Annotated in this window: 22 protein-coding genes; 12 read left to right on the top strand and 10 right to left on the bottom strand. The window is 42.3% G+C overall.

Translation table 11 applies throughout. The features are described from left to right. Positions 1–77: 77 nt before the first annotated feature. Positions 78–1,412: a DUF3874 domain-containing protein gene (locus tag BT_RS03980; RefSeq protein ID WP_011107449.1), complete on the bottom strand. Its 1,335-nt coding sequence runs from the start codon at positions 1,410–1,412 to the stop codon at positions 78–80. Positions 1,413–1,750: 338 nt separating this feature from the next. Here BT_RS03980 and BT_RS03975 point away from each other — a divergent pair, with 338 nt between their 5' ends. Further along, positions 1,751–2,371, top strand: coding sequence for an HU family DNA-binding protein (locus BT_RS03975; RefSeq protein WP_008765654.1), 621 nt, complete (start codon positions 1,751–1,753; stop codon positions 2,369–2,371). Positions 2,372–2,499: 128 nt separating this feature from the next. On the opposite strand, the gene xylE is transcribed toward BT_RS03975, so the two are convergent. From xylE to BT_RS03955, 4 genes are all read right to left on the bottom strand, one after another. Beyond that, positions 2,500–3,954 (bottom strand): D-xylose transporter XylE, encoded by a 1,455-nt coding sequence (xylE, locus tag BT_RS03970; protein WP_011107448.1) that lies wholly within the window; start codon positions 3,952–3,954, stop codon positions 2,500–2,502. A gap of 102 nt (positions 3,955–4,056) precedes the next feature. Beyond that, on the bottom strand, positions 4,057–5,373 hold the full coding sequence (xylA, locus tag BT_RS03965) for a xylose isomerase (RefSeq protein ID WP_011107447.1): 1,317 nt from the start codon (positions 5,371–5,373) through the stop codon (positions 4,057–4,059). 12 nt (positions 5,374–5,385) lie between these two features. After that, the gene (locus BT_RS03960) at positions 5,386–6,879 is read right to left on the bottom strand and encodes a xylulokinase (protein WP_008765651.1); all 1,494 of its coding nucleotides are present in this window, start codon (positions 6,877–6,879) and stop codon (positions 5,386–5,388) included. Positions 6,880–6,967: 88 nt separating this feature from the next. Beyond that, a complete protein-coding gene (locus BT_RS03955; RefSeq protein ID WP_011107446.1) occupies positions 6,968–7,699 on the bottom strand; it encodes an NUDIX hydrolase in 732 nt (243 codons plus the stop codon). 340 nt (positions 7,700–8,039) lie between these two features. On the opposite strand from BT_RS03955, the gene thiD reads away from it, so the two are divergent. From thiD to sucD, 4 genes are all read left to right on the top strand, one after another. After that, positions 8,040–8,876, top strand: a complete 837-nt coding sequence (gene thiD, locus BT_RS03950; RefSeq protein ID WP_008765649.1) for a bifunctional hydroxymethylpyrimidine kinase/phosphomethylpyrimidine kinase — start codon at positions 8,040–8,042, stop codon at positions 8,874–8,876. A gap of 50 nt (positions 8,877–8,926) precedes the next feature. Beyond that, complete coding sequence (gene fabD, locus BT_RS03945; RefSeq protein WP_008765648.1) at positions 8,927–9,814, top strand: ACP S-malonyltransferase; 888 nt, start codon at positions 8,927–8,929, stop codon at positions 9,812–9,814. A gap of 199 nt (positions 9,815–10,013) precedes the next feature. After that, positions 10,014–11,144, top strand: a complete 1,131-nt coding sequence (gene sucC / locus BT_RS03940; RefSeq protein ID WP_008765647.1) for an ADP-forming succinate--CoA ligase subunit beta — start codon at positions 10,014–10,016, stop codon at positions 11,142–11,144. 29 nt (positions 11,145–11,173) lie between these two features. Further along, the gene (gene sucD / locus BT_RS03935) at positions 11,174–12,034 is read left to right on the top strand and encodes a succinate--CoA ligase subunit alpha (protein ID WP_008765646.1); all 861 of its coding nucleotides are present in this window, start codon (positions 11,174–11,176) and stop codon (positions 12,032–12,034) included. A 102-nt stretch (positions 12,035–12,136) separates the two neighbouring features. Here the strand turns inward: sucD and BT_RS03930 are convergent, their stop codons facing one another. Next, positions 12,137–12,859, bottom strand: coding sequence for a DUF4396 domain-containing protein (locus tag BT_RS03930; RefSeq protein WP_008765645.1), 723 nt, complete (start codon positions 12,857–12,859; stop codon positions 12,137–12,139). A 138-nt stretch (positions 12,860–12,997) separates the two neighbouring features. On the opposite strand from BT_RS03930, the gene BT_RS24320 reads away from it, so the two are divergent. After that, entirely contained in the window at positions 12,998–13,171 is a 174-nt protein-coding gene (locus BT_RS24320; protein WP_008761485.1) for a hypothetical protein, read from the top strand. Between the two features lie 78 nt (positions 13,172–13,249). On the opposite strand, the gene BT_RS03925 is transcribed toward BT_RS24320, so the two are convergent. From BT_RS03925 to BT_RS03915, 3 genes are all read right to left on the bottom strand, one after another. After that, positions 13,250–14,752 (bottom strand): glutamine synthetase family protein, encoded by a 1,503-nt coding sequence (locus BT_RS03925; RefSeq protein WP_008765644.1) that lies wholly within the window; start codon positions 14,750–14,752, stop codon positions 13,250–13,252. A 181-nt stretch (positions 14,753–14,933) separates the two neighbouring features. Further along, a complete protein-coding gene (locus BT_RS03920; protein WP_008765643.1) occupies positions 14,934–15,179 on the bottom strand; it encodes an RNA recognition motif domain-containing protein in 246 nt (81 codons plus the stop codon). A 415-nt stretch (positions 15,180–15,594) separates the two neighbouring features. Continuing rightward, positions 15,595–15,798: a DUF6268 family outer membrane beta-barrel protein gene (locus BT_RS03915; RefSeq protein WP_011107444.1), complete on the bottom strand. Its 204-nt coding sequence runs from the start codon at positions 15,796–15,798 to the stop codon at positions 15,595–15,597. Positions 15,799–15,925: 127 nt separating this feature from the next. Between BT_RS03915 and BT_RS03910 the strand changes: the two genes are divergently transcribed. Together BT_RS03910 and BT_RS03905 are read left to right on the top strand one after the other, a co-directional pair. Next, the gene (locus BT_RS03910) at positions 15,926–16,648 is read left to right on the top strand and encodes a DUF169 domain-containing protein (RefSeq protein ID WP_011107443.1); all 723 of its coding nucleotides are present in this window, start codon (positions 15,926–15,928) and stop codon (positions 16,646–16,648) included. A 4-nt stretch (positions 16,649–16,652) separates the two neighbouring features. Next, positions 16,653–17,159, top strand: coding sequence for a GNAT family N-acetyltransferase (locus BT_RS03905; protein ID WP_011107442.1), 507 nt, complete (start codon positions 16,653–16,655; stop codon positions 17,157–17,159). A 125-nt stretch (positions 17,160–17,284) separates the two neighbouring features. Here the strand turns inward: BT_RS03905 and BT_RS03900 are convergent, their stop codons facing one another. Beyond that, entirely contained in the window at positions 17,285–17,608 is a 324-nt protein-coding gene (locus BT_RS03900) for a hypothetical protein (protein ID WP_008765641.1), read from the bottom strand. A gap of 272 nt (positions 17,609–17,880) precedes the next feature. Here BT_RS03900 and BT_RS03895 point away from each other — a divergent pair, with 272 nt between their 5' ends. The 4 genes from BT_RS03895 (at position 17,881) to BT_RS03880 (ending at position 22,475) form a co-directional block, all read left to right on the top strand. Then, on the top strand, positions 17,881–18,768 hold the full coding sequence (locus BT_RS03895; RefSeq protein WP_008765640.1) for a polyphosphate kinase 2 family protein: 888 nt from the start codon (positions 17,881–17,883) through the stop codon (positions 18,766–18,768). A gap of 675 nt (positions 18,769–19,443) precedes the next feature. Further along, a complete protein-coding gene (locus BT_RS03890) occupies positions 19,444–19,953 on the top strand; it encodes a hypothetical protein (protein WP_008761477.1) in 510 nt (169 codons plus the stop codon). A 14-nt stretch (positions 19,954–19,967) separates the two neighbouring features. Continuing rightward, positions 19,968–20,903, top strand: a complete 936-nt coding sequence (locus tag BT_RS03885; RefSeq protein WP_011107441.1) for a DUF362 domain-containing protein — start codon at positions 19,968–19,970, stop codon at positions 20,901–20,903. Between the two features lie 6 nt (positions 20,904–20,909). Next, positions 20,910–22,475: a 4Fe-4S binding protein gene (locus tag BT_RS03880; RefSeq protein ID WP_008765637.1), complete on the top strand. Its 1,566-nt coding sequence runs from the start codon at positions 20,910–20,912 to the stop codon at positions 22,473–22,475. Positions 22,476–22,533 lie beyond the last annotated feature (58 nt).

Genomic DNA, 22,533 nt, shown 5'->3' with positions numbered 1-22,533 from the left:
TATTTTTTCAAGGAGTAAGCATAAAATGTATATATCAGCAAATCACTTTTTACAATAACCACCTGTATAATAACGTATTATAATGACGCATCTTTTTTCTCAGCCGAAAGATTAAACACATAATACCGATTTCCGAAAGACGTATGCTTTGCCATATATCCCATGGCTGAAAGTTTCAGACCCAATTGACGTGCAGAGACTTCTTTCAAAGCTGCAGAGTTGAATTTACGCATCACTTGAAATATTTCAGCTGTTGTCAGCCAGATACCTTTTTCCGTTTCCAAAGGATGACGGAAACAACAATGAAACACATCTTCTAGTAAGGATTGGCGATAATATGCCTTGTTATGTTTCTGCAAAGCCTTTTCTTCTTCTTTGTTTAAATAATCCGGTGCGCCGGATTTCAGCTCTTCTTTCAGCTGCGCATATATTTGCTTATGCTCCAAAGGTTCTTCCGAAATAGGTTTTAACACCTCCACACACAGAAAACGACGACTTCCTGTGGAGTCAATCAATACCTGATAGACATTTGTTGTGGCTATAAAAGAAGCAAGACGGGACTCATTCACCCATCCCAGTCGCTTGCCACGAAAAACGGGAACATTCACCATTTGAAGAAGATTCTTTAATGTAGCCTGTTGACTCTCTTTAATCTTATCAAATTCGTCTAAATTAATCAATCCGTTTTTCACGAGCTTCTTCTCCGGCGAACTGCCTGCTGCCAGATTCAGATTATCAATAAAATAATGCCGTAATGAGTCGGGCATCAGCAATCGGCAAAAAGTACTTTTACTCAATCCCTGCTTCCCGCTTATCAATACAGGAGTAAGTACATTGGCGTGCAGACGTTCTTCCCCACTCCACTGTGAAAGCATAGCCCGTAACCAGCAACGTCCTCCTCTTAGCCATATCTCATTATCTGAAACACGTAGCAATAAAGGGGTCACACGATCTACTCCATCCCAACCCGGCAATTCCTTTACATAAAGATGGAAAGGATTATAAGACTCCACTTTGTTTGAAAGAACCATGGTGGGTACATCCCCTCTCCAGCAAGGTATTCCTTCCAGGCGGGCATCCACAATCATTCCATTCATTTCGCGTTCATCAATAGGTCGGAAACAGTTCTTTCCACTCTTCTCCCTATATTCCGTAGCTCCTGTCAAATTGTTATAACGGAAATCAAAATTGTCATTCAAATACTCTTTTAATTGCAAAGTCAACGATTGACTCCATTTATTAGATTTACCCGTTTTTTCACCTGTCTTCTCAGACTCTTCCTTCTTCTTCAGTGTCTTTTGTTCCACGATTTCGGATACCTCGTAATTGGCAACTACCGGCTCCTGCATTTGCTGTTTCTGCGCAAACAATTGTTTTATTGTCTCTACCATTTCTCTAATTATTGTTTTCATACTTGCTGTTTTTTAAAATTATTGTGAGGTTTGAGACACAAAAATAGACTACCGAATACCGGATTTGCAAATAAGCTGACTCATTCTTTTTTGAAAAATGATCTAACAGAAATAAGCCTTTGAAGTGTTGTTTTTGATTAGAATTATTAGTAATTTTGACGCATCATATTAGGCGTAGCACCAGTCGTGCGATAGCTGTCGCACATAATGAGCGACAGTTATTACACAATATGTGAGTTAGCTGTTGCACATAATGTGAGCCAATCAATAGAAAGGCACGAAATAAATAAAATGACTGCGTAAGTCTGCTAATTGATACGCACAAAACAACTAAAGCAATGAATGCACTTTATGATTTCTTCCTGACTCCCCAACCTAAAGATTCCAATAAAACGAGATATCATGCCCGACTGGTTGTACGGGACACCATCACACTGGAAGATATAGCCGAAACGATTGAGTCCAGAAGTAGTTTAAGACAAAGCGACGTAATAGGGTCTTTTATAGAGTTTGCCAATGTTTTCAAACAAGAATTATCCAACGGGAATAGTATTCACATTCCGGGAGTCGGTTCATTCCGTATCAAAGCGGAATCACCCGAAGTACGTTCTCCCAAAGAAATCCGTGCCGAAAATATTCATTGCAGTGGAATCGTTTTTACTCCGGAAAAAGATTTGCTTCGCGAATTAAAGGCTACAACTTTTGAAAAGGTCAGTGAGACCCGCAGGTCACAGGAATTGAGCGATATAGAAATAGATGGGAGATTAGCTGAATTTTTCAAAGATAACTCTTGTATTACCACACAGCAGCTTTGTTCATTATGTGGACTTCGAAAAGCCACTGCACTCCGCAGATTACAAAAGCGGGTGGATGAAGGAAAGCTGACTCATCCGGGCTATATCCGTTCTCCTTTTTATTTTCCTGTGCCGGGATGGTTCGGAGTATCCAGAAATAGATAATGCAAAATAAACCACTGATTCACAGATTATAATATCCATATATGATTATGACACCATACAATTTGCATGATGTCATAATCTGAATAATCTCACGTCACAATGACATGATAAAAAAACACTAACCTAATTTATTTGTTTTTCTTCCAAAGCTTACTCATATCTTCCAGCGTCTTCCCTTTAGTCTCGGGTACCCAACGCCAAACAAAGATAGCGGCAGCGACACAGATGATTCCGTATAAGCTATATGCAAACATCGGACTGAAGTCATACAATGCCGGGAAAGTAGAAGATACGATGTAGTTGAATATCCATTGGAAAGCCACTGCAATAGCAACTGCTTTACCACGAATAGTATTCGGGAAGATTTCTGAAATCAATACCCAGCAAATCGGTCCCCATGACATCATGAAGAAAGCAGCGTATACGATGATAGAAAGTACCGGAAGAACACCTTTGATTGCCATACTATCACACATTGCCACTGCAAATGCTCCTACAGCCATACCAATAGATCCGATAATCAGCAATGGTTTACGACCAAAGCGGTCTACCGTAAAGATAGCAACCAGCGTAAAGATAATGTTTACAATACCCATAATCACTGTCTGCATCATACCACCACCTTCGGCACCTGCATTTTCGAAAATACGCGGAGCATAGTAAAGTACTGCATTAATACCGATCGCCTGCTGGAATACGGACAGTAGAATACCGATCACAATCACTGTTACTCCATAAGTAAAGAGTTTCTCTGTTTTTTCCTGAGCAGTAGCCTTAATATCATTAAGAATTTCCTGAGCTTTCTTCTTACCGTTGATTTTCTCCAGAATAGTGTAAGCCTTTTCTTCCTGCTGTACAAGAACCAAATAACGGGGAGTCTTTGGAACAAAGAACAGCAACAGGCCGAAGAAAGCGGCCGGGAAGGCTTCCGAACCAAACATATAACGCCATCCTTCCTGAACTGTCCACATATCCGACTCAGCACTTACTGACAACACACCGGCAGCATCTTTCAGAATAATCGGATTCTGATGGTCACCCATAATCAGATAGTTCACAAAGTACACAACCAACATACCAAAGATAATGGCAAACTGATTGCACGAAACAAGGGTTCCACGAATATTGGAAGGAGCAATTTCAGCAATATACATCGGACATACCGCTGAAGCCAGTCCTACTCCGATACCTCCCAGAACACGATACAGATTGAATGCTATCAACAAATCCATATTCGGTTTTCCGTATTCGAAGAAAAGAACTTCCGGATAATAAGAGCCAAGAGCCGAGAGGAAAAATAATACAGCAGCAAGCCGCAATGAGTTACGACGTCCCAAACGGGAAGCAAAGACACCGGATAAAGCCCCCCCCAGCACGCAGCCTATCAATGCGCTGGAAGAAGTAATGCCATGCATTACCTTATTATACTGAAAATCGGAAGCGGACAGGAAGAAGGCTTCGAGCCCTTTTTCCGCGCCGGATATAACCGCCGTATCATAACCGAAGAGCAAACCGCCCAAAATAGCAACAGAAGTAATCGAATACAAGTAGAGTTTACTTCCTTCGTTCGTTGTATTATTCATAGTTTTAAAAAGTGGATAAAGTAGTGTAGTAGTTGGATTAGAAAAAGTCAGGCGATAAAGCAGCAGCCCTACCGCTGCTTTACCGCCTGTTTTAAATATTAATTAGCAATACATATTCAGAATTGCCTCATAAAGTTCTTGCTTGCCGCTAGTCTGTTTCGGTTCGCCTTTTGTTTTTGCATAAGCAACCACATCCTCCAGAGTCAGCTTGCCGTCTTCAAATTCTTTACCTTTGCCCCCATCAAATGAAGCATAACGGTCAGCCAGCATCTTCTTATAGGGAGATTCGTCGAGCAGAGCCGCTGCACTTTCGAGTGCACGGGCCATAGCGTCCATACCTGCGATGTGAGCAATAAAGATATCTTCCAGATCAGTAGAATTACGACGGGTTTTAGCATCAAAGTTCGTACCACCGGTACCGAGACCACCATTACGGATAATCTGCATCATAGCCTGAGTCAGTTCATAATTGTCGATCGGGAATTGGTCTGTATCCCAGCCATTCTGATAGTCACCACGATTGGCGTCAATTGAGCCCAACATACCATTGTCTACAGCTACAGCCAATTCATGCTCGAAAGTGTGACCTGCCAAAGTTGCGTGATTCACCTCGATATTTACTTTGAAATCCTTATCCAGACCATGAGCTTTCAGGAAGCCGATTACAGTTTCCGTATCTACGTCATATTGATGTTTAGTCGGTTCCATCGGTTTCGGTTCGATCAGGAAAGTACCTTTGAAACCACGGGCACGGGCATAGTCACGAGCAATCGTCAACATCTGTGCAAGGTGTTCTTTTTCACGTTTCTGATCTGTGTTCAGAAGAGACATATAGCCTTCACGACCACCCCAAAACACATAATTCTCTCCGCCAAGTTCAATCGTTGCATCAATCGCATTTTTGATCTGAACAGCAGCACGAGCTACTACATCGAAGTCAGGATTGGTAGCTGCACCGTTCATATAGCGGGCGTGACCGAATACATTAGCAGTACCCCACAGTAGTTTGATACCGGTTTCTGCCTGTTTCTGTTTTGCATAAGCTACGATTTCTTTCAGGTTAGCTTCGTATTCTTCTACACTGGCACCTTCCGAAACCAAGTCTACGTCATGGAAGCAATAGTATTCGATACCCATCTTCTGCATGAATTCAAATCCTGCATCCATCTTATCTTTTGCTGCCTGTATAGCATCTGCATTACCATTCCATGGGAATTGCTTTGTTCCGCCACCGAACTGATCACCACCTTCAGCGCACAATGTGTGCCACCATGCCATAGCGAATCTCAGCCAATCCTTCATCTTTTTACCATTAATCACCTTCTCTGCATCGTAATAACGGAATGCCATCGGGTTCTTACTATCTTTACCTTCAAATTTAATCTTTTCAATTCCCGGAAAAAATTCTTTTGTTGCCATAATTCTTGTTATTTAAAAAGTTATTATATCGTTATTTATATTATATTTCCATCTGGCGTATGCGTCGGCGTATTCCTGACGTTTAGCTATATTCGGTTCGATAACATCCAGTTTATCAAGAGTTGCAAATGCCTCATTGTTATCTTTATAAATGCCTGCACCGATACCCGCGCCCTTCGCTGCTCCTACAGAACCGTCCGTATCATAAAGTTCGATAGTGGCTCCGGTCACTCCTGCCAATGTATCACGGAAGATGGAGCTAAGGAACATATTTGCATGGCCGGCATGAATCTTTTTGACCGGAATTCCCATTTGTTCCATAATGTCGATACCGTATTTAAAAGAAAATACAATTCCTTCCTGTGCAGCACGAATAATATGATGTTTGCCATGTGCATTGAAGTCTACCCCCCGAATGCTGCAACCTATCTCCTTATTATTCAGCATACGTTCCGCACCATTACCAAAAGGCAGGATGCTGATACCTGCGCTCCCGATCGGCGCCTTGGAAGCCAACACATTCATTTCATTGTACGAGATACCTTCGGGAGCTATATTTCTTTTTACCCATGAATTGAGAATCCCTGTTCCGTTGATGCAAAGTAACACTCCCAGACGCGTCTGTTCCATCGTATGATTCACGTGCGCAAAGGTGTTGACACGGGATTGAGGGTCATAATTCACTTCACCATTCACCCCATAGACAACTCCCGATGTTCCTGCCGTAGAAGCGATTTCACCCGGATTGAACACATTCAAAGAAAGCGCATTGTTCGGCTGGTCACCGGCACGGTAAGTAATCGGTGTTCCTTCCTTCAATCCCAGTTCATTCGCAGCAACTGCATTCACACGCCCTTGTTCTGCAAAAGTCGGTTTGATATCCGCAATAAGTGAAGAGTCGAAGCCATAGTAATCCATCAGGAAATCGGCTACACGATTATTTTTGAAGTCCCAGAACATTCCTTCCGAAAGACCGGAAACAGTCGTGCAGATATCTCCGCTTAACTTCATGGCAATATAATCCCCCGGAAGCATGATCTTATATATCTGCTCATAGACAGCCGGTTCATTTTGTTTGATCCAAGCCAGTTTAGACGCTGTAAAGTTACCGGGCGAATTCAGCAAATGAGAAAGGCATCTCTCCTCTCCGATTGTTTCAAATGCTTGCTGCCCAAAAGGCACCGCACGAGAATCACACCAGATAATGGCAGGACGCAATACTTGCTGATTCTTATCTACACATACCAGTCCGTGCATTTGATAGGAAATACCGATAGCTTTAATCTCAGCAGCACTCACTCCTGACTCCGCCATAATAGCTTGAGTGGACAACTTCAGGTTTTCCCACCAACTCTCAGGATCTTGTTCTGCCCATCCGGGATTAACTGCGATAATCTTCGCTTCTGTTTTCGGGAAAAACGCTGACGATACACATTTACCTGTTTCAGCATTGACCAGACTCGCTTTAACGGACGAGCTACCTATATCATAACCTAATAGAAACATGATGATTTTTAAAATTTTGAATTATATATTTAAGCAAACAGCCTGTTCACTTATTACCTATTACTTATTACCTATGACTTATTACCTACTACCGTCTCACCTTATTATATATCTTCTTATCAAATTTATAATAACGCGCTGCACGATGGGCTACTCCCTGCTGTTTTTCTTCCAAAGGAACTACATATTCCATCATCGCTATTTTCTTATGGAAGTTGCGCACATCCACAGGCTTGTCATATACCAACTCAAAAAGAGTCCTCAACTGGGCAGCGGTAAATTTACGTGGAAGCAACTCAAACAGCATAGAAGGATTGAACTCCACAAACTGACGGATATAGGTCATTGCCTCTTTAATAATCAGATTATGGTCGAAAGCCAATGTCATTACATCTTTCAAAGCAATCCAACAGGCCTGATGATCATCCAGATTCTTGTCCAGTGCCCGGTCTATTTTCACCATCGACAGATAAGCAATTGTCACGATACGTTCAACTTTTGACTGCATAGCCCGTTCCAGCCAGCGTACATCCTTTGGATTGCTGGTTCTGTTTTTAGAGCCGAATGCCTTGAATTGCATCAGGTTTACATTTCTGAGCCCCGTCAATTCATACAGTACACGTTGTGCTGCTTCATCCAAATCTTCATCCATATAGATAAGGCTACCGGGAAGTTTCATATCGTGATACACTTCACCATTATCTTCGCCCGCACGTTTTACAAGTAACACTTTGAGTTGTTCTCCGTCAAAACCAATCACTACACAGTCTACTGATATGTGATTGTTTGCCAAGGGTGCTTTTTTCTGTATACTTTGCATATCCTTTTCTTTAATACGATGCAAATATAGGGGCGCTTTATGATTCGAACAATAACAAATGACATGCTATAAAACATTGTTTTTCATAGATATACATATCATACAATCTACAATATGAGTACTTAGTGTTATCTTCTGAATTACAATATGTATTTTACCCGTTCCGGCAACGAGTAATTGTATAAAGTACAAAAAGCGGAATGACTCTTTATTATCAGCACTTTTCATATTCACCCTTTGTCTTCTCCGGCAACGGACTTATTGTATTTCAAACGATATCCCATTTTGTATCTTGCCGTTTTTATTCTATCTTTGCCGGATAAATATTAAAAAATCTAAAATGGAACGTCATCCCGTCATTTTATCCATTGCCGGTTCCGATTGTTCGGGAGGAGCGGGCATTCAGGCAGATATCAAAACAATCTCGGCATTAGGAGGCTATGCGGCATCTGCTATCACCGCCGTCACTGTGCAAAACACTCTAGGGGTACGCGCCGTCCATGCAATACCACCCGAAATTGTTTGCGGACAAATCGAAGCGGTGATGGAGGACTTGCAGCCTGTCGCTATAAAAATAGGCATGGTTAACGATATTCAGATCGTTCATGTCATTGCCGACTGTATACGGAAATATTCACCGGAGCACATCATTTATGACCCGGTGATGGTATCTACCAGCGGCCGGAAGCTGATGACAAATGAAGCCATCGAAGAGATTAAGAAAGAACTTTTGCCGCTTGTCACATTAGTCACCCCCAATATCGATGAAGCAAAGGTGCTGACAGGCAAGAGCATCCAAAATACACAGGATATGCTGGAAGCTGCCAAACAACTCTCCGACAGTTATCAGATCCATATCCTGATCAAAGGCGGACATCTGGAAGGCGATCAAATGTGCGACCTCTTATATTCTCCGGATCACACCTATTATATATATGAAGAGAAAAAGATAGAAAGTAAAAACCTGCATGGGACCGGGTGTACCCTCTCCTCCGCTATTGCAAGCTATCTGGCAAAAGGATATTCGATGAAAGAATCCATCCGTCACGCTAAAGAATACATTACTCATGCCATCATTGCAGGCAAGGACTTGAATATAGGCCATGGCAACGGACCTCTGTGGCATTTTCCCGACTCCATTGCACAAATGTGTACATTTTGTGCGGTCGTATCATAAAAATCTGTAACTTTGCACCCGCATTTAAAAATCAATTAAATAATAAAGATATGAAAGCATTTGTATTTCCCGGTCAAGGTGCTCAGTTCGTAGGAATGGGTAAAGACCTGTATGAAAACTCAGCTTTAGCAAAAGAATTGTTTGAAAAAGCAAATGATATCCTCGGATATCGCATTACAGATATCATGTTCAATGGTACAGACGAAGACCTTCGTCAGACAAAGGTTACTCAACCTGCCGTATTCCTTCACTCTGTTATCTCTGCTCTTTGTATGGGCGATGATTTCAAACCGGAAATGACAGCCGGACACTCACTCGGTGAGTTCTCTGCATTGGTGGCTGCCGGTGCCCTGAGCTTTGAAGACGGATTGAAACTGGTTTATGCTCGTGCAATGGCTATGCAAAAAGCTTGCGAAGCAACTCCTTCTACGATGGCCGCTATCATTGCATTGCCGGATGAAAAGGTAGAAGAAATCTGTGCATCTGTTAATGCAGAAGGTGAAGTTTGCGTACCTGCCAACTATAACTGCCCGGGACAAATCGTAATCTCCGGTTCTGTACCAGGCATCGAAAAAGCCTGCGAACTGATGAAAGCTGCCGGTGCAAAACGTGCTCTCCCATTAAAAGTAGGTGGTGCTTTCCACTCTCCGTTGATGGACCCGGCTAAAGTTGAGCTGGAAGCTGCTATCAACGCAACAGAAATCCATACTCCCAAATGTCCGGTATATCAGAATGTGGATGCACTTCCTCATACTGATCCCGCAGAAATCAAAAAGAATCTGGTTGCCCAGCTGACTGCTTCCGTACGTTGGACTCAGTCTGTTAAGAATATGGTTGCCGATGGTGCTACTGATTTTACAGAATGCGGACCGGGTGCAGTATTGCAGGGATTGATCAAGAAAATAGATGGTACAGTAAGCGCTCACGGCATTGCATAAGCATTCGTAGATATACTTTACCTTTTCTCAACTATAGAGCGTGTCGACTAGTTTGCCGATACGCTTTTTTTATGCTTATTAGTCAAACATGAGACAATTAATATGCTGTAAAACACACCATTAGTCTTCTCTACGAGCAAACATTCCGAATCTTTCACTTGTTTTCATTATAGGAATCATTTATTCAAATTCGCGGACCATGAAAATACATGAATATCAAGCAAAAGAAATTTTCTCCAAGTATGGGATCCCTGTTGAAAGGCATACCCTATGTCGAACGGCTGCCGGCGCAGTTGCCGCATACAAGAGAATGGGCTCGGACAGAGTGGTTATTAAAGCACAAGTGCTGACCGGCGGACGGGGAAAAGCCGGAGGTGTTAAACTGGTAGATAATACAGAAGATACCTATCAGGAAGCTAAAAACATTCTGGGTATGAGTATTAAAGGGCTTCCTGTCAATCAGATACTGGTCAGCGAGGCGGTTGATATTGCCGCAGAATACTATGTCAGCTTCACCATTGACAGAAACACACGCTCGGTCATCCTTATGATGAGTGCGTCCGGTGGTATGGATATCGAAGAAGTAGCCCGGCAATCACCGGAAAAAATCATTCGCTATGCTATTGACCCATTCATCGGTCTGCCTGATTATCTGGCACGCCGTTTCGCATTCTCGCTCTTCCCTCACATAGAACAAGCCGGCAGAATGGCCGCTATTCTGCAAGCACTCTACAAAATTTTCATGGAGAATGACGCATCGCTGGTTGAAGTAAATCCATTGGCTCTTACCGCCAAAGGCATATTGATGGCTATTGACGCCAAAATTGTTTTTGACGATAATGCTCTTTACCGCCATCCGGATGTACTGAGTTTGTTTGATCCTACAGAAGAAGAAAAAGTAGAAGCGGATGCTAAAAACAAAGGATTCAGCTACGTTCACATGGATGGAAATATAGGCTGTATGGTAAATGGCGCCGGACTTGCTATGGCAACAATGGATATGATAAAACTTCATGGGGGAAATCCTGCCAACTTCCTTGATATTGGCGGTAGTTCGAACCCTGTCAAGGTGGTTGAAGCTATGAAACTTCTCTTACAGGACGAGAAAGTAAAGGTCGTCCTGATAAACATTTTCGGAGGAATCACCCGTTGTGACGATGTAGCCATCGGTCTTATTCAGGCATTCGATCAGATTAAGAGTGATATACCTGTCATTGTCCGGCTCACAGGAACCAATGAGCATCTCGGACGTGATCTTTTACGCAACCATAGCCGTTTTCAGATAGCTACAACTATGCAGGAAGCCGCTTTAATGGCTATCAAATCTTAAGATGAAATCACATAAAAAATGAAGGAACAATGAGTATATTAATAGATAAATCCACCCGTTTGATTGTACAAGGTATTACCGGTAGAGACGGGCTTTTTCATGCCAAGAAGATGAAAGAATATGGAACGAATGTCGTTGGCGGCACTTCTCCGGGCAAGGGAGGTACGGAAGTAGACGGTATTCCGGTATTCAATACGATGCATGAAGCTGTAAAACAGACACAGGCTAATACTTCCATCATCTTTGTGCCGGCCCGTTTTGCAGCAGATACCATTATGGAAGCTGCGGATGCAGGCATCCGGCTAATAGTCTGTATCGCAGAAGGTATTCCGACCCTGGATGTCATCAAAGCACATCGGTTTGCCGAACAAAGAGGGGCAATGTTGGTTGGCCCCAACTGTCCGGGACTTATTTCTCCCGGAGAAAGTATGGTAGGAATCCTTCCGGGACAAGTCTTTCAGAAAGGAAATGTCGGTGTCATCAGCCGTAGTGGAACACTCACTTATGAAATAGTATATCACTTAACGACTAATGGTATGGGACAGTCTACTGCAATCGGCATCGGAGGAGATCCTGTGGTAGGTCTGCATTTCCTTAAACTACTGGAAATGTTCCAGAATGATCCTGAAACGAAAGCAATTGTGTTAATCGGAGAAATCGGAGGAAACGCGGAAGAACAGGCTGCTGAATATATTCGCAGTCATGTAAATAAGCCTGTAGTAGCATTTATTGCCGGACAGTCTGCTCCTCCGGGAAAACAGATGGGCCACGCAGGAGCCATTATCTCGGGAGGTTCCGGCTCGGCAAAAGACAAAATAGAGGCTTTAGAAGCTGCCGGCATACGAGTTGCACAAGAGCCTTCGGATATTCCTAAGTTACTGAAAAGATAAACAGAACCACACGGAGAAATAGAGCTTTGGGCTTTTGTTTCTCCGTGTGGTTCTATTTTATGTACCAATATATCCCCGCGATGATAAAGTAATATCTGAAATTTACATTCCCTTTTTCACGCCTAACTTTATTAATAAAGCATTCATCGGATAAGCACAGAAAAAGCCAAAAAGCATAGCCAGCTGCATCATAAACCAAAATATCCATGTGTCTTTAGGCAAAGGCTCATTGACAAATAAAACAAAATAAACGATTGCCATCCAGCCATACATTCCGATTTGCCAAGACAACAGAGAAAAGAAATCTGCTTTAAAAGCACGGGACAGTACCTTTCCCACCGATATCCTCTCCATCTCCCGAATAGCATAGAATTGAAAATAAACTCCGATGATTAACGCCAATATAAAATCAAGTACCCAGTTTCCTATAAGCTGACTTCCTGCAACGGTTACCGGGATATAATTAGTGAACCACTCTCCTATTATATCAGCCAATGTGCAGCCTGCTCCACAATGTAAAGCCGATAAAGCCACAGACTGCCAATGAGGATGTTTCATGGACATATCTCCCATCGACATATCCATATTCATGTCTTTCATACCGGACATATCCATTTTCATTTCACCACCTCCCATCTTCATGGGAGCACCTTGTCCGAACTTATTATAAGCCCATAAAGCTAAGTAACTTCCCCACAATGCAGTCAATATCCATACTGCATTCATTATCTTCATTGATTGTGGACGATGTGTCAGATCGATTGCTATGTGAACTGCAATTCCGATACCTGAACAGACTAAAAACACGGCTAATAAATTGAGCATAATTGTATATTTAAAAAGATTTTAGACTACAACAGCCCTTATTTATAAATAGTTCATCCCGTCCATTTTTAAATTCATCCCATCGAACTATTCTCCTTACTGTTTGTTTATAATTTTATTAATTAAATATTGAATTGTATGAGCAGACGTAGTCAATTAGAGCATGAAGTATCTGTTGCTCAGGAAAGAATTAAGAAGGCAGCCAAAGATACACCGAAAGATATCATAAAGTTATGGGAACAAGACTTGGTAGACTTGGAACTTGAACTCAATAACCTGGTAGATGATGAAGAAGATAATAATGAAGATTAACTAAAAGAGGGTGCACTTCATGTGAAGTGCACCCCTCTTTTAGTTGTAGTATTTTTATAAGCAGAATGCTTTTATTGCTTATCCACAGTGGAAATACTTATGTACCAGTTCCAGCATTTCTTCCGGTTTGCCTTCCATGTCGGCACGTAATGTTTTGTCCTCATAACTACGGAGCTTGCGTATAATACCGTCAATCATAGCCGGACTAAATACATTATATTGCTCGAAGACAGCACGTTGTTTTTGCAAACATTCGGCAGATGCCGCACAACTATCCGGCAATTGAGCCAATGCTTTCAGCTTGTCCTCATTCTCTTTCTGATGGATATTTACATTTACATACGTTCTCTTTGCAATGTCCAATGCCTGTTCTATCTCAAAACCATGACGGCAGGCAACAGCCAGTCCCGCAAGCAGCTGATACAAATCTGCCGAACCATCCGGAGAACGCATTTCTACCGTTTGTTTCTGGCTGGTATCAAAATGACTTTCGCTTTCCAATGGATTTGCCAAAGTACACATATCGGTCTTGGCAGCCCAGCCCAACGGTACACGCACCAATACAGAACGGTTGCGATCTCCCCAGCAAACATTGGTCGGTGCTTCCTGATGAGGAACCAAACGGAAGTAAGAAGTAGGATTGGTATTTCCGAAGGCTGTAATAGAAGGAGCAAGTTCCATCATTCCGGCGATTGCCTTACGGGCTGTTTCCGACAATACACCGTCTTTCAGCATCTGATTTTGTCCGTCCTTTACAATACGCATGTGAACATGTAGACCTGACCCGGCTTTTCCAGCCGTAATCTTAGGCGCGAATGTCACATTATACCCATATCTGTATCCCAAGTTACGAATCACCCATTTGGCAATCATCAATTGATCTGCCGCATCTTCGGCATGAACAGGCAGGAACTCTATTTCGTTCTGTTCATAAATCATGCCATCCAATGTAAAATTCCCAACCTCGGAATGACCATATTTTATCTGCCCACCCGTCTGAGCTATATATGACATACACTGCGTACGGAAATCGTTAAACTTAGCATACGGAGCAGATTCATGATAACCGCGTTGATCTGTAGCCTGAAACATTCCTGTATCCGGTGAAATAACATAGTATTCCAGCTCACCCATCGCCTGAAACTCCATACCTGTGACATCAGTAAATGCTTTACACGCTTTATGCAAAGTATGTTCCGGAGAACTTTCCAATGGCTCACCGTCTTTATTGAAGAAAGAACAAAGCATCGAAAGTGTCGGTATTTCTGCAAACGGATCGACAAAAGCGGTACGGAAACGAGGCACTACATACAGGTCGCTACTCCCCGCCTCTATAAAAGGAAACAGGCTGGAACCGTCCACCCGCTCTCCACAAGTAAGGATCGCATCCAGATAAGCCGCATTATTAATTACAAAATTCAATGTTTTCAGTCGCCCGTCAGCAGCAGGATACATGAAATTGACCATACGGATATTATTCTTCTGAATAAAAGAAATAATATCTGCCTTAGTAAACTCGGCGGCAGGCTTTTCCAAAGCAGCCACCAGACAGTTAGGATTCATTAAAAGTTCTTGATTCATCTTCTATCGGTTTGTTGTTAGTGAACCAAAGGTAAGAAAAAAATAACCGCAGACAATAAAAAGAGAGATAAATTCTTTGGACTTTAAGAAATAGTCCGGCCAGGATTCTGCAGAAACGAAAGAAGGTGTGTTGGGATCACCAACACACCTTCTTTTTATATACTGATTGTTATTCAGTCAATTAGTTCTTCGGCAAAGCCTCTTTAACTACCATCGGACGGCCTACATATTCAGCACCATTCAATTCTTTGATAGCGTTAGCTGCTTCTGTATCATCCGGCATTTCAATAAAAGCAAAGCCTTTTGATCTTCTTGTTTCACGATCTGTGATTAATTTAACTGAAGCAACTGCTCCATACTCTTCCATTACGTTTCTCAAGTCTGATTCCTTAACGTTATAGTTAAGATTTCCAATGTACAAATTCATAAAATACAAATATAAAAAATTAATAATTTCAATAACAAAGTTCTTTGGAAGTTCTTAATCAGAGATGGATATGCTCAATAAATGAGAAGATTCATGTGAAATAATCAAATCGAAATAAACCTTTTATTGTTTAGTGAGTGCAAATAACGGCATTTCGCGGGAATAATGCACTATGTTCTCTCCTTTTTCTTTTGCAAAATACCCTTTTTTATGAAATAAGACCAAAACTTAACGTATGGGTGTTCCAGTGAGAGTCTGTAATAAAGTCAGAAGCCATATTGAATGCTTTGCGCAAACTCTATCCCGGTGATACCGGGCACCTGAATATCAAGGATATGATCAGAAATACCCCTATGACTTTTAATGCTGAATATAATGTTCGTTTCACTGACATGGCGATAAAGTTACTACTTTTTCAGAACTTATACTTCATTCCCATCGAAACATATACAGCCGGTTTGAAATAAGGGTCCGTATCTCTGGACATATCTTCGAAAAAGGCCTTCAGTGTACGTGTTGTGTAATAAGCAATCCGGCTGCACGATAATCCTCCCATCTCTGCTATCAGACTTAGCTTCAGATATTTATTCAGATTCATTCCTGCCGATAGTTCCATCATAGAAACTTTGATCTGATAGCGTCCCTCAGTGCTCCATCGCTCCGTATACCAAACGTATATTTTCGGACTTTATTCTTTGCTCCTTACTTTTTTATTTTAACTTTGTACGTAGATAAAATACCTAATTATGGAAATAAAAAAATTCATCGAAAACTATCGGGAAGCTTTTGGCGAATATGCTGAATTGCCTATCGTATTCTGGTACTCGGACATTCTTGAAAATGAAACCGGGAAAGTGAACGGATGCTTCTTTAAAAGCATGAGTAAAGTCAGGGGAGGTAATACCATCAGTCTGAATGCGGAAACAATTGGTTGCGGCGGTGGTAAGTTTTATACCGGATTCACCGATATGCCCGAGCACGTGCCGACGTTCGTATCTCTAAAGGAACGATATAAGCAGACGCCGGAAATGGTAAAAAGCTTTATTGAGCAACTAGGAGTACCAAGGGCAGAAAAGGAATATCTGCATTTTGCCCGTATAGATAAAGTGGAAACGTTCGATCATTTGGAAGGAATCCTTTTTTTGGCCAATCCCGATATATTATCCGGACTGACCACCTGGGCTTTCTTCGATAATAATAAGGAGGATACAGTGATTTCCACTTTCGGGTCGGGATGCAGTTCTGTGGTCACACAGACGATTCTGGAGAATCGTAAAGGCGGATACAGAACATTCATCGGCTTCTTTGATCCATCTGTACGCCCTTATTTTGAGGCTGATATACTGAGTTATACCATTCCGATGTCGAGATTTAAGGTGATGTATGAGACTATGCGCAGCAGTTGCCTGTTTGACACACACGCATGGGGAAAGATTCGGGAAAGAAACCATAATAGCTACAAAGAATAAGAATATGGATTTTATACTTCGTCCATGGAAAGTATCTGATGCCAAAGCCTTAGCAAGGCATCTGAATAATAAGAAGATATGGGATAACTGTCGTGACGGGCTGCCTTTTCCATATACAGAAACAGATGCTGATGCCTTCATTAAATACGCTTCGGAACAAGTGGAACAGAATGAATATTGCATCGAGGCGAATCATGAGGCAATCGGTAATATCGGATTCGTCCGCGGGACGGATGTCGAACGCTTCAATGCAGAAGTCGGTTACTGGATTTCGGAAACATACTGGAACAAGGGCCTTGCAACAGCTGCTTTAGAAAGAGCTATAGAACATTATTTTCAGCATACAGATGTAATACGCCTATATGCTACGGTATATGAACACAATGCCGCATCCATGCGTGTGCTAGAGAAAGCAGGATTTCAGAAAGCAGGAATACATCGTAAGGCTTGCTTCAAAAATGGCCAGTTCATTGATGCACATTATTATGAATTACTTAAAAATAAGTCGTAAGCCTCCTTGCTTTGTTACCGTATATATTACTGCCGACTATCTTTATACAGAACCTAATACATCGAACGAGAGGTCCCAATTCATCACGAACCGGAACCTCTCTATGAGTTATTACTTTCGAAGTTTTACTTTATCTCTTTAACTTCTTCTCCTTTTTCATTCAGAAGTACGGTTACTTCCTGGGCGTCTTTTGTAGTGATAATTACTTTATAAACCTTACCGGTTTCTTTTTCGGCAACATACGCTTCCTTGATGGTAGCATCTTCATAGCTTTTCGTTATTGCCTGTGTCACTGCTTCCGGCAAATCTTTCACTTCAATCTTTGTATACTCATCCTGTGGAGCTTGTGTCTGAGTTTCCACTGCCGGAGTGTTACTTACTTCCTGTGCGAATGCTACAGAACTACCTAATCCCAATACCAATGCTACTGCTACTAATACCTTTTTCATAATCGTAATTTTTTAAGTGTGAATAATAGAACTATTGTTTCTTGTACTTAATATATAGCAAAGCAGATGCCAAACGTTTCACTCCGCCATATATAACTGATAATCAAACATATAAACAGCAGACAATATAAATATAATTGTGGAATTAGTGTGGAATTATGTAGAATCTGTTGATACATAATTGGGGAATTACTATTCAACGCTCTTAATTTGGCAAGAACTGATTTCTTTATTCAACTGTTATATACCTATAACAACCTAATTATACAACAATGAAAAAAGAAGTCTTAAAAGAGCTTACAGCCAAACCGGGGAAGGAACATCATGTATCCGATTTCAATCCCTCATTTACTGCTGATATGTCCAAACAGGATGCCAAAGAACAGTTAGCCCAAAATATCGAAAAGCTGTCAGAACTGCAAAGTATGCTTTATGCACAAGACCGCTACTCGGTTCTGGTTATTTTTCAGGCAATGGATGCTGCCGGAAAAGACGGAACGATCAAGCATGTAATGTCCGGCATCAATCCGCAAGGGTGTCAGGTGTACTCCTTTAAGCAACCTTCTGCCGAAGAACTGGATCATGACTACTTATGGAGAATTAATCGTTCGCTCCCCGAACGGGGACGAATCGGAATCTTCAACCGTTCCCAATATGAAGATGTACTGATAGCCAAAGTGCATCCCGAAATCCTGTTATCCAACAAGCTACCCGGAATACTAAAAGCGAAAGATATAGACAACGAATTTTGGAAACGCCGCTACCGGCAGATTAATGATTTCGAACGTTATCTGACTGAAAACGGGACGGTCATCATCAAATTCTTCCTGAACGTTTCAAAAGCCGAACAAAAGAAACGATTCATGGAGAGGCTGAACGATGAATCAAAGAACTGGAAATTCTCTTCTGCCGACGTCAAGGAACGGCAATACTGGGACGACTACATGAAAGCCTACTCGGATGTACTGACAGAAACTTCAACAGAGATTGCCCCGTGGTATGTGATTCCGGCAGACAACAAATGGTTCATGCGATATGCCGTCGGGCAAATTATCTGTGAACGCATGGAAAAACTGGACTTACATTATCCACAGTTATCCAAGGAGGCGCTGGAAAGACTTGAAGAATGCAAGAAAAACGTATCCGATATTAATTTCTAAACAGGATACTTTCTCAGAGTTTAACGGGTTATTTCTGTCAGGACTTGACAAAGCCCTTTTAATGTTGTATATTTGTAAGCAGAACAATAATAAACCTATAAAACCGTAACCAATGAAAAGAAGTCTGTCTTTCAACATACCTGCTGTAATGTATCACATGAACGGTAACATACAGTCAAGATTGATCAGTCCGTAAGGAAAGTACAATATTACAACAAGACATATCTATTTCCCTATAACAAATAAGATATGAGTCATCAGTATACAAGCTGAAGGCTGCGACTTCCAATGGAAATCGCAGCCTTTTTTGTTGCCAAATTTCAGCACAGAAAGCCATAAACGGGATTACATCGTTTATAATAAACTCAGATACCGTTTTACTAAAACTATCACAAAGTTTATTATAAACACAAACACCGATGATTCATAAATCATACATTTTTTTCATTGTCACCGGAAGGAGAAATCCACTGTTCCGGTTCACGCACTTCAATGAATAAACAAAAAGCGATAAAATAATACGTTTCATTGAAAATTTGTACTACTTTTGTAAACATCAAAGCCCAATCATGATTTGACCGGCCAAGAAATTATGAGACCGATTAAACTTTTTCAAACGAGAATAGTCTAATCTTTAAGATATCATCAATCTAAACATTAAAGTCATCAATGAAAATGGAAACATCCGCCAAACTCTATTCGCTGAATTACAGCAATGTGAAAACTTACCTGTTCGCCCTGTTATTCGTAGCAGGCAACATCGCACTTCCACAACTGTGCCACCTCGTTCCTTACGGTGGACCGACTTTATTACCAATTTACTTTTTTACCTTAATTGCCGCTTATAAATACGGCTTTCGGGTAGGATTGCTGACAGCTGTTCTTTCTCCTGTCATCAATCATGTCTTGTTTGCCATGCCATCCGAAGCCGTTCTCCCGATTATACTGATAAAATCAACCTTGCTTGCCGGTGCTTCCGCCCTTGCTGCGCGTACCGTGAAAACCGTTTCTTTGTTAGCCGTCCTTGGAGTAATTCTCTCCTATCAACTCATAGGAACCGCTTTTGAATGGATGATCGAGGGAGATTTCTATATCGCAGTACAAGACTTCCGTATCGGCATTCCGGGTATGCTCATTCAATGGTTTGGCGGATACGCCCTGCTAAAGGCAATTGCAAAACTCTAAACTAAAAAAGAAAGATGGACAGAAGGGATTTTTTTAAGACAGTAGCTATTACTGGTGCCGCCATGACTATACAGCGTTCAGAGGCGATGGAAATACTGACTCAGACAATCAATAAAGCAAATGGTGACAAACCGGACCTGGTGGCCGTCATGGGCGGTGAACCGGAAGCCATGTTCCGTCGTGCTATCAGCGAGCTGGGCGGTATGAAGCAATTCATCAAACCCGGACAGAAAGTAGTGGTAAAGCCCAATATCGGATGGGATAAAGTACCCGAACTGGCAGGAAACACGAATCCGAAACTGATCACGGAAATCATCAAACAATGTTTTGCCACCGGAGCCAAAGAGGTCACCGTATTCGACCATACCTGCGACGATTGGCAGAAGTGCTACAAAAACAGCGGTATCGAAGCGGCCGCGAAAGAAGCCGGAGCCAAAGTTATGCCGGCCCACCTGGAATCTTACTACAAACCCGTTGATCTGCCAAAGGGACAAAAGATGAAGAAGGCGAAAATACATGAAGCCATCCTGAATTGTGATGTATGGATTAACGTCCCTATCCTGAAGAATCACGGAGGCGCCAACCTGACTATCTCCATGAAAAACCATATGGGTATCGTCTGGGACCGCGGCTTTTTCCACCAGAATGACTTGCAGCAATGCATTGCGGACATCTGCACACTGGAAAAGAAAGCAGTGCTTAACGTCGTAGACGCCTACCGTATCATGAAGACCAACGGACCGCGAGGTCGTTCCGCTTCGGACGTGGTGCTGGCAAAAGGTCTCTTTATTTCACCGGATATTGTAGCCGTAGATACAGCCGCAGCCAAATTCTTCAATCAGATACGCGAAATGCCGCTGGACACCGTAGGTCACCTTGCCAAAGGAGAAGCACTGAAAGTAGGAACGATGGACATCGACAAACTGAATGTCAAGCGAATTAAGATGTAAACCACCATGTTAAGAAAGATACGTATCGGAATATCAGTCGTCCTTTTTGCACTGATTACTTTTTATTTTCTCGATTTTGCTAATATTCTGCCGAACAGTTTTCATCGATTGGCACATATACAGTTTGTCCCTGCCGTGCTATCTCTCAGCATAGGCATACTGATTGTACTGATTGCGTTAACCCTGTTGTTCGGACGTATCTATTGCTCTACCATCTGTCCGATGGGAATATGGCAGGATGTTATAGCACGCATTTCAAAGTCTGTGGGAAAGAAGAAAAAAAGATATCGGTACAGTCCTGCAAAGAATATGCTGAGATGGACCGTGCTCGGAGTGACTGTAATTGCCTCCGTATGCGGCTTCTCAGTGGTATTGGGATTGCTGGACCCGTATAGCGCATACGGACGCATTGTAGTACATATCTTCAAACCGGTGTATATGCTGGGAAACAACCTGCTGGAATCCGTATTTTCCAGATTCGACAACTACACGTTTTATCAGGTAGACACCTCGGTATTAAGCCTTTCTTCCCTTCTTATAGCGATACTGACCTTTGCCGCCATTCTTATATTAGCATGGAAACATGGACGCACGTGGTGTAATACCATTTGTCCGGTAGGTACGGTATTAGGATTTTTGAGCCGTTACTCTTTGTTCAAAGTCCGTATCGATACCGCAAAATGTAATGGTTGCGGACTTTGCGCTACCAAATGCAAAGCTGCCTGCATCCACAGCAAAGAACACGCTATTGACTATAGCCGCTGTGTAGACTGTTTCGACTGTCTCGGTGCCTGCAAACAGAAAGCGCTGGTTTACGCCCCTGCTTCAAAGGGACAACAACGTTCTTCCGCTACAGAAAAACAACCGGTGGCAACAGAATCATCTTCCGTTGCTGCAGATTCTTCCAAACGTCGTTTTCTGCTTGCCGGACTGGCTACTGCCGGAGCAGCTCCCACGCTTCTTACAAAGGCGCAAGAATCCATTGCGACGATGGAAGGCAAAAAGGCATACAAAAAAGAAAATCCGATTACTCCTCCGGGATCTGTCAGCCAGAAGCGTTTCCAGCAACATTGTACATCATGCCATCTTTGTGTCAGCAAATGCCCGTCGCATGTACTGAAACCCGCTTTCATGGAATACGGTCTGGGAGGTGTGATGCAGCCAACGGTCAGTTTCGAAAAAGGATTCTGTAATTTCGACTGTACCGTATGCAGCGATGTCTGTCCCAACGGTGCCATCCCTCCGTTGACGGTAGAACAGAAACATCTCACTCAGATGGGCTATGTCGTCTTTATAGAAGAAAATTGCATTGTCCTCACTGACGGAACCAGTTGCGGAGCCTGTTCAGAGCATTGTCCTACGCAAGCCATTGCTATGGTACCCTACAAAGACGGACTGACTCTTCCCCACGTCAATACAGAGATCTGCGTCGGATGTGGCGGCTGCGAATACGTCTGCCCTGCCCGCCCGTTCCGTGCCGTATATATCGAAGGAAACCCTGTGCAGAAAGAAGCGAAACCTTTCAAAGAATCAGAAGAACATAAAGTTGAGATAGACGATTTCGGATTCTAGCAGCATCAGCCCCAAATATGGATAGCTTTCAGAGGATTGTATACAATTCAAAAAAACT

The organism is Bacteroides thetaiotaomicron VPI-5482 (assembly GCF_000011065.1).
GTDB lineage: Bacteria > Bacteroidota > Bacteroidia > Bacteroidales > Bacteroidaceae > Bacteroides > Bacteroides thetaiotaomicron.
The sequence above is the reverse complement of the archived record's forward strand: the minus strand, read 5'-3'. Positions and strand labels throughout refer to the sequence as shown.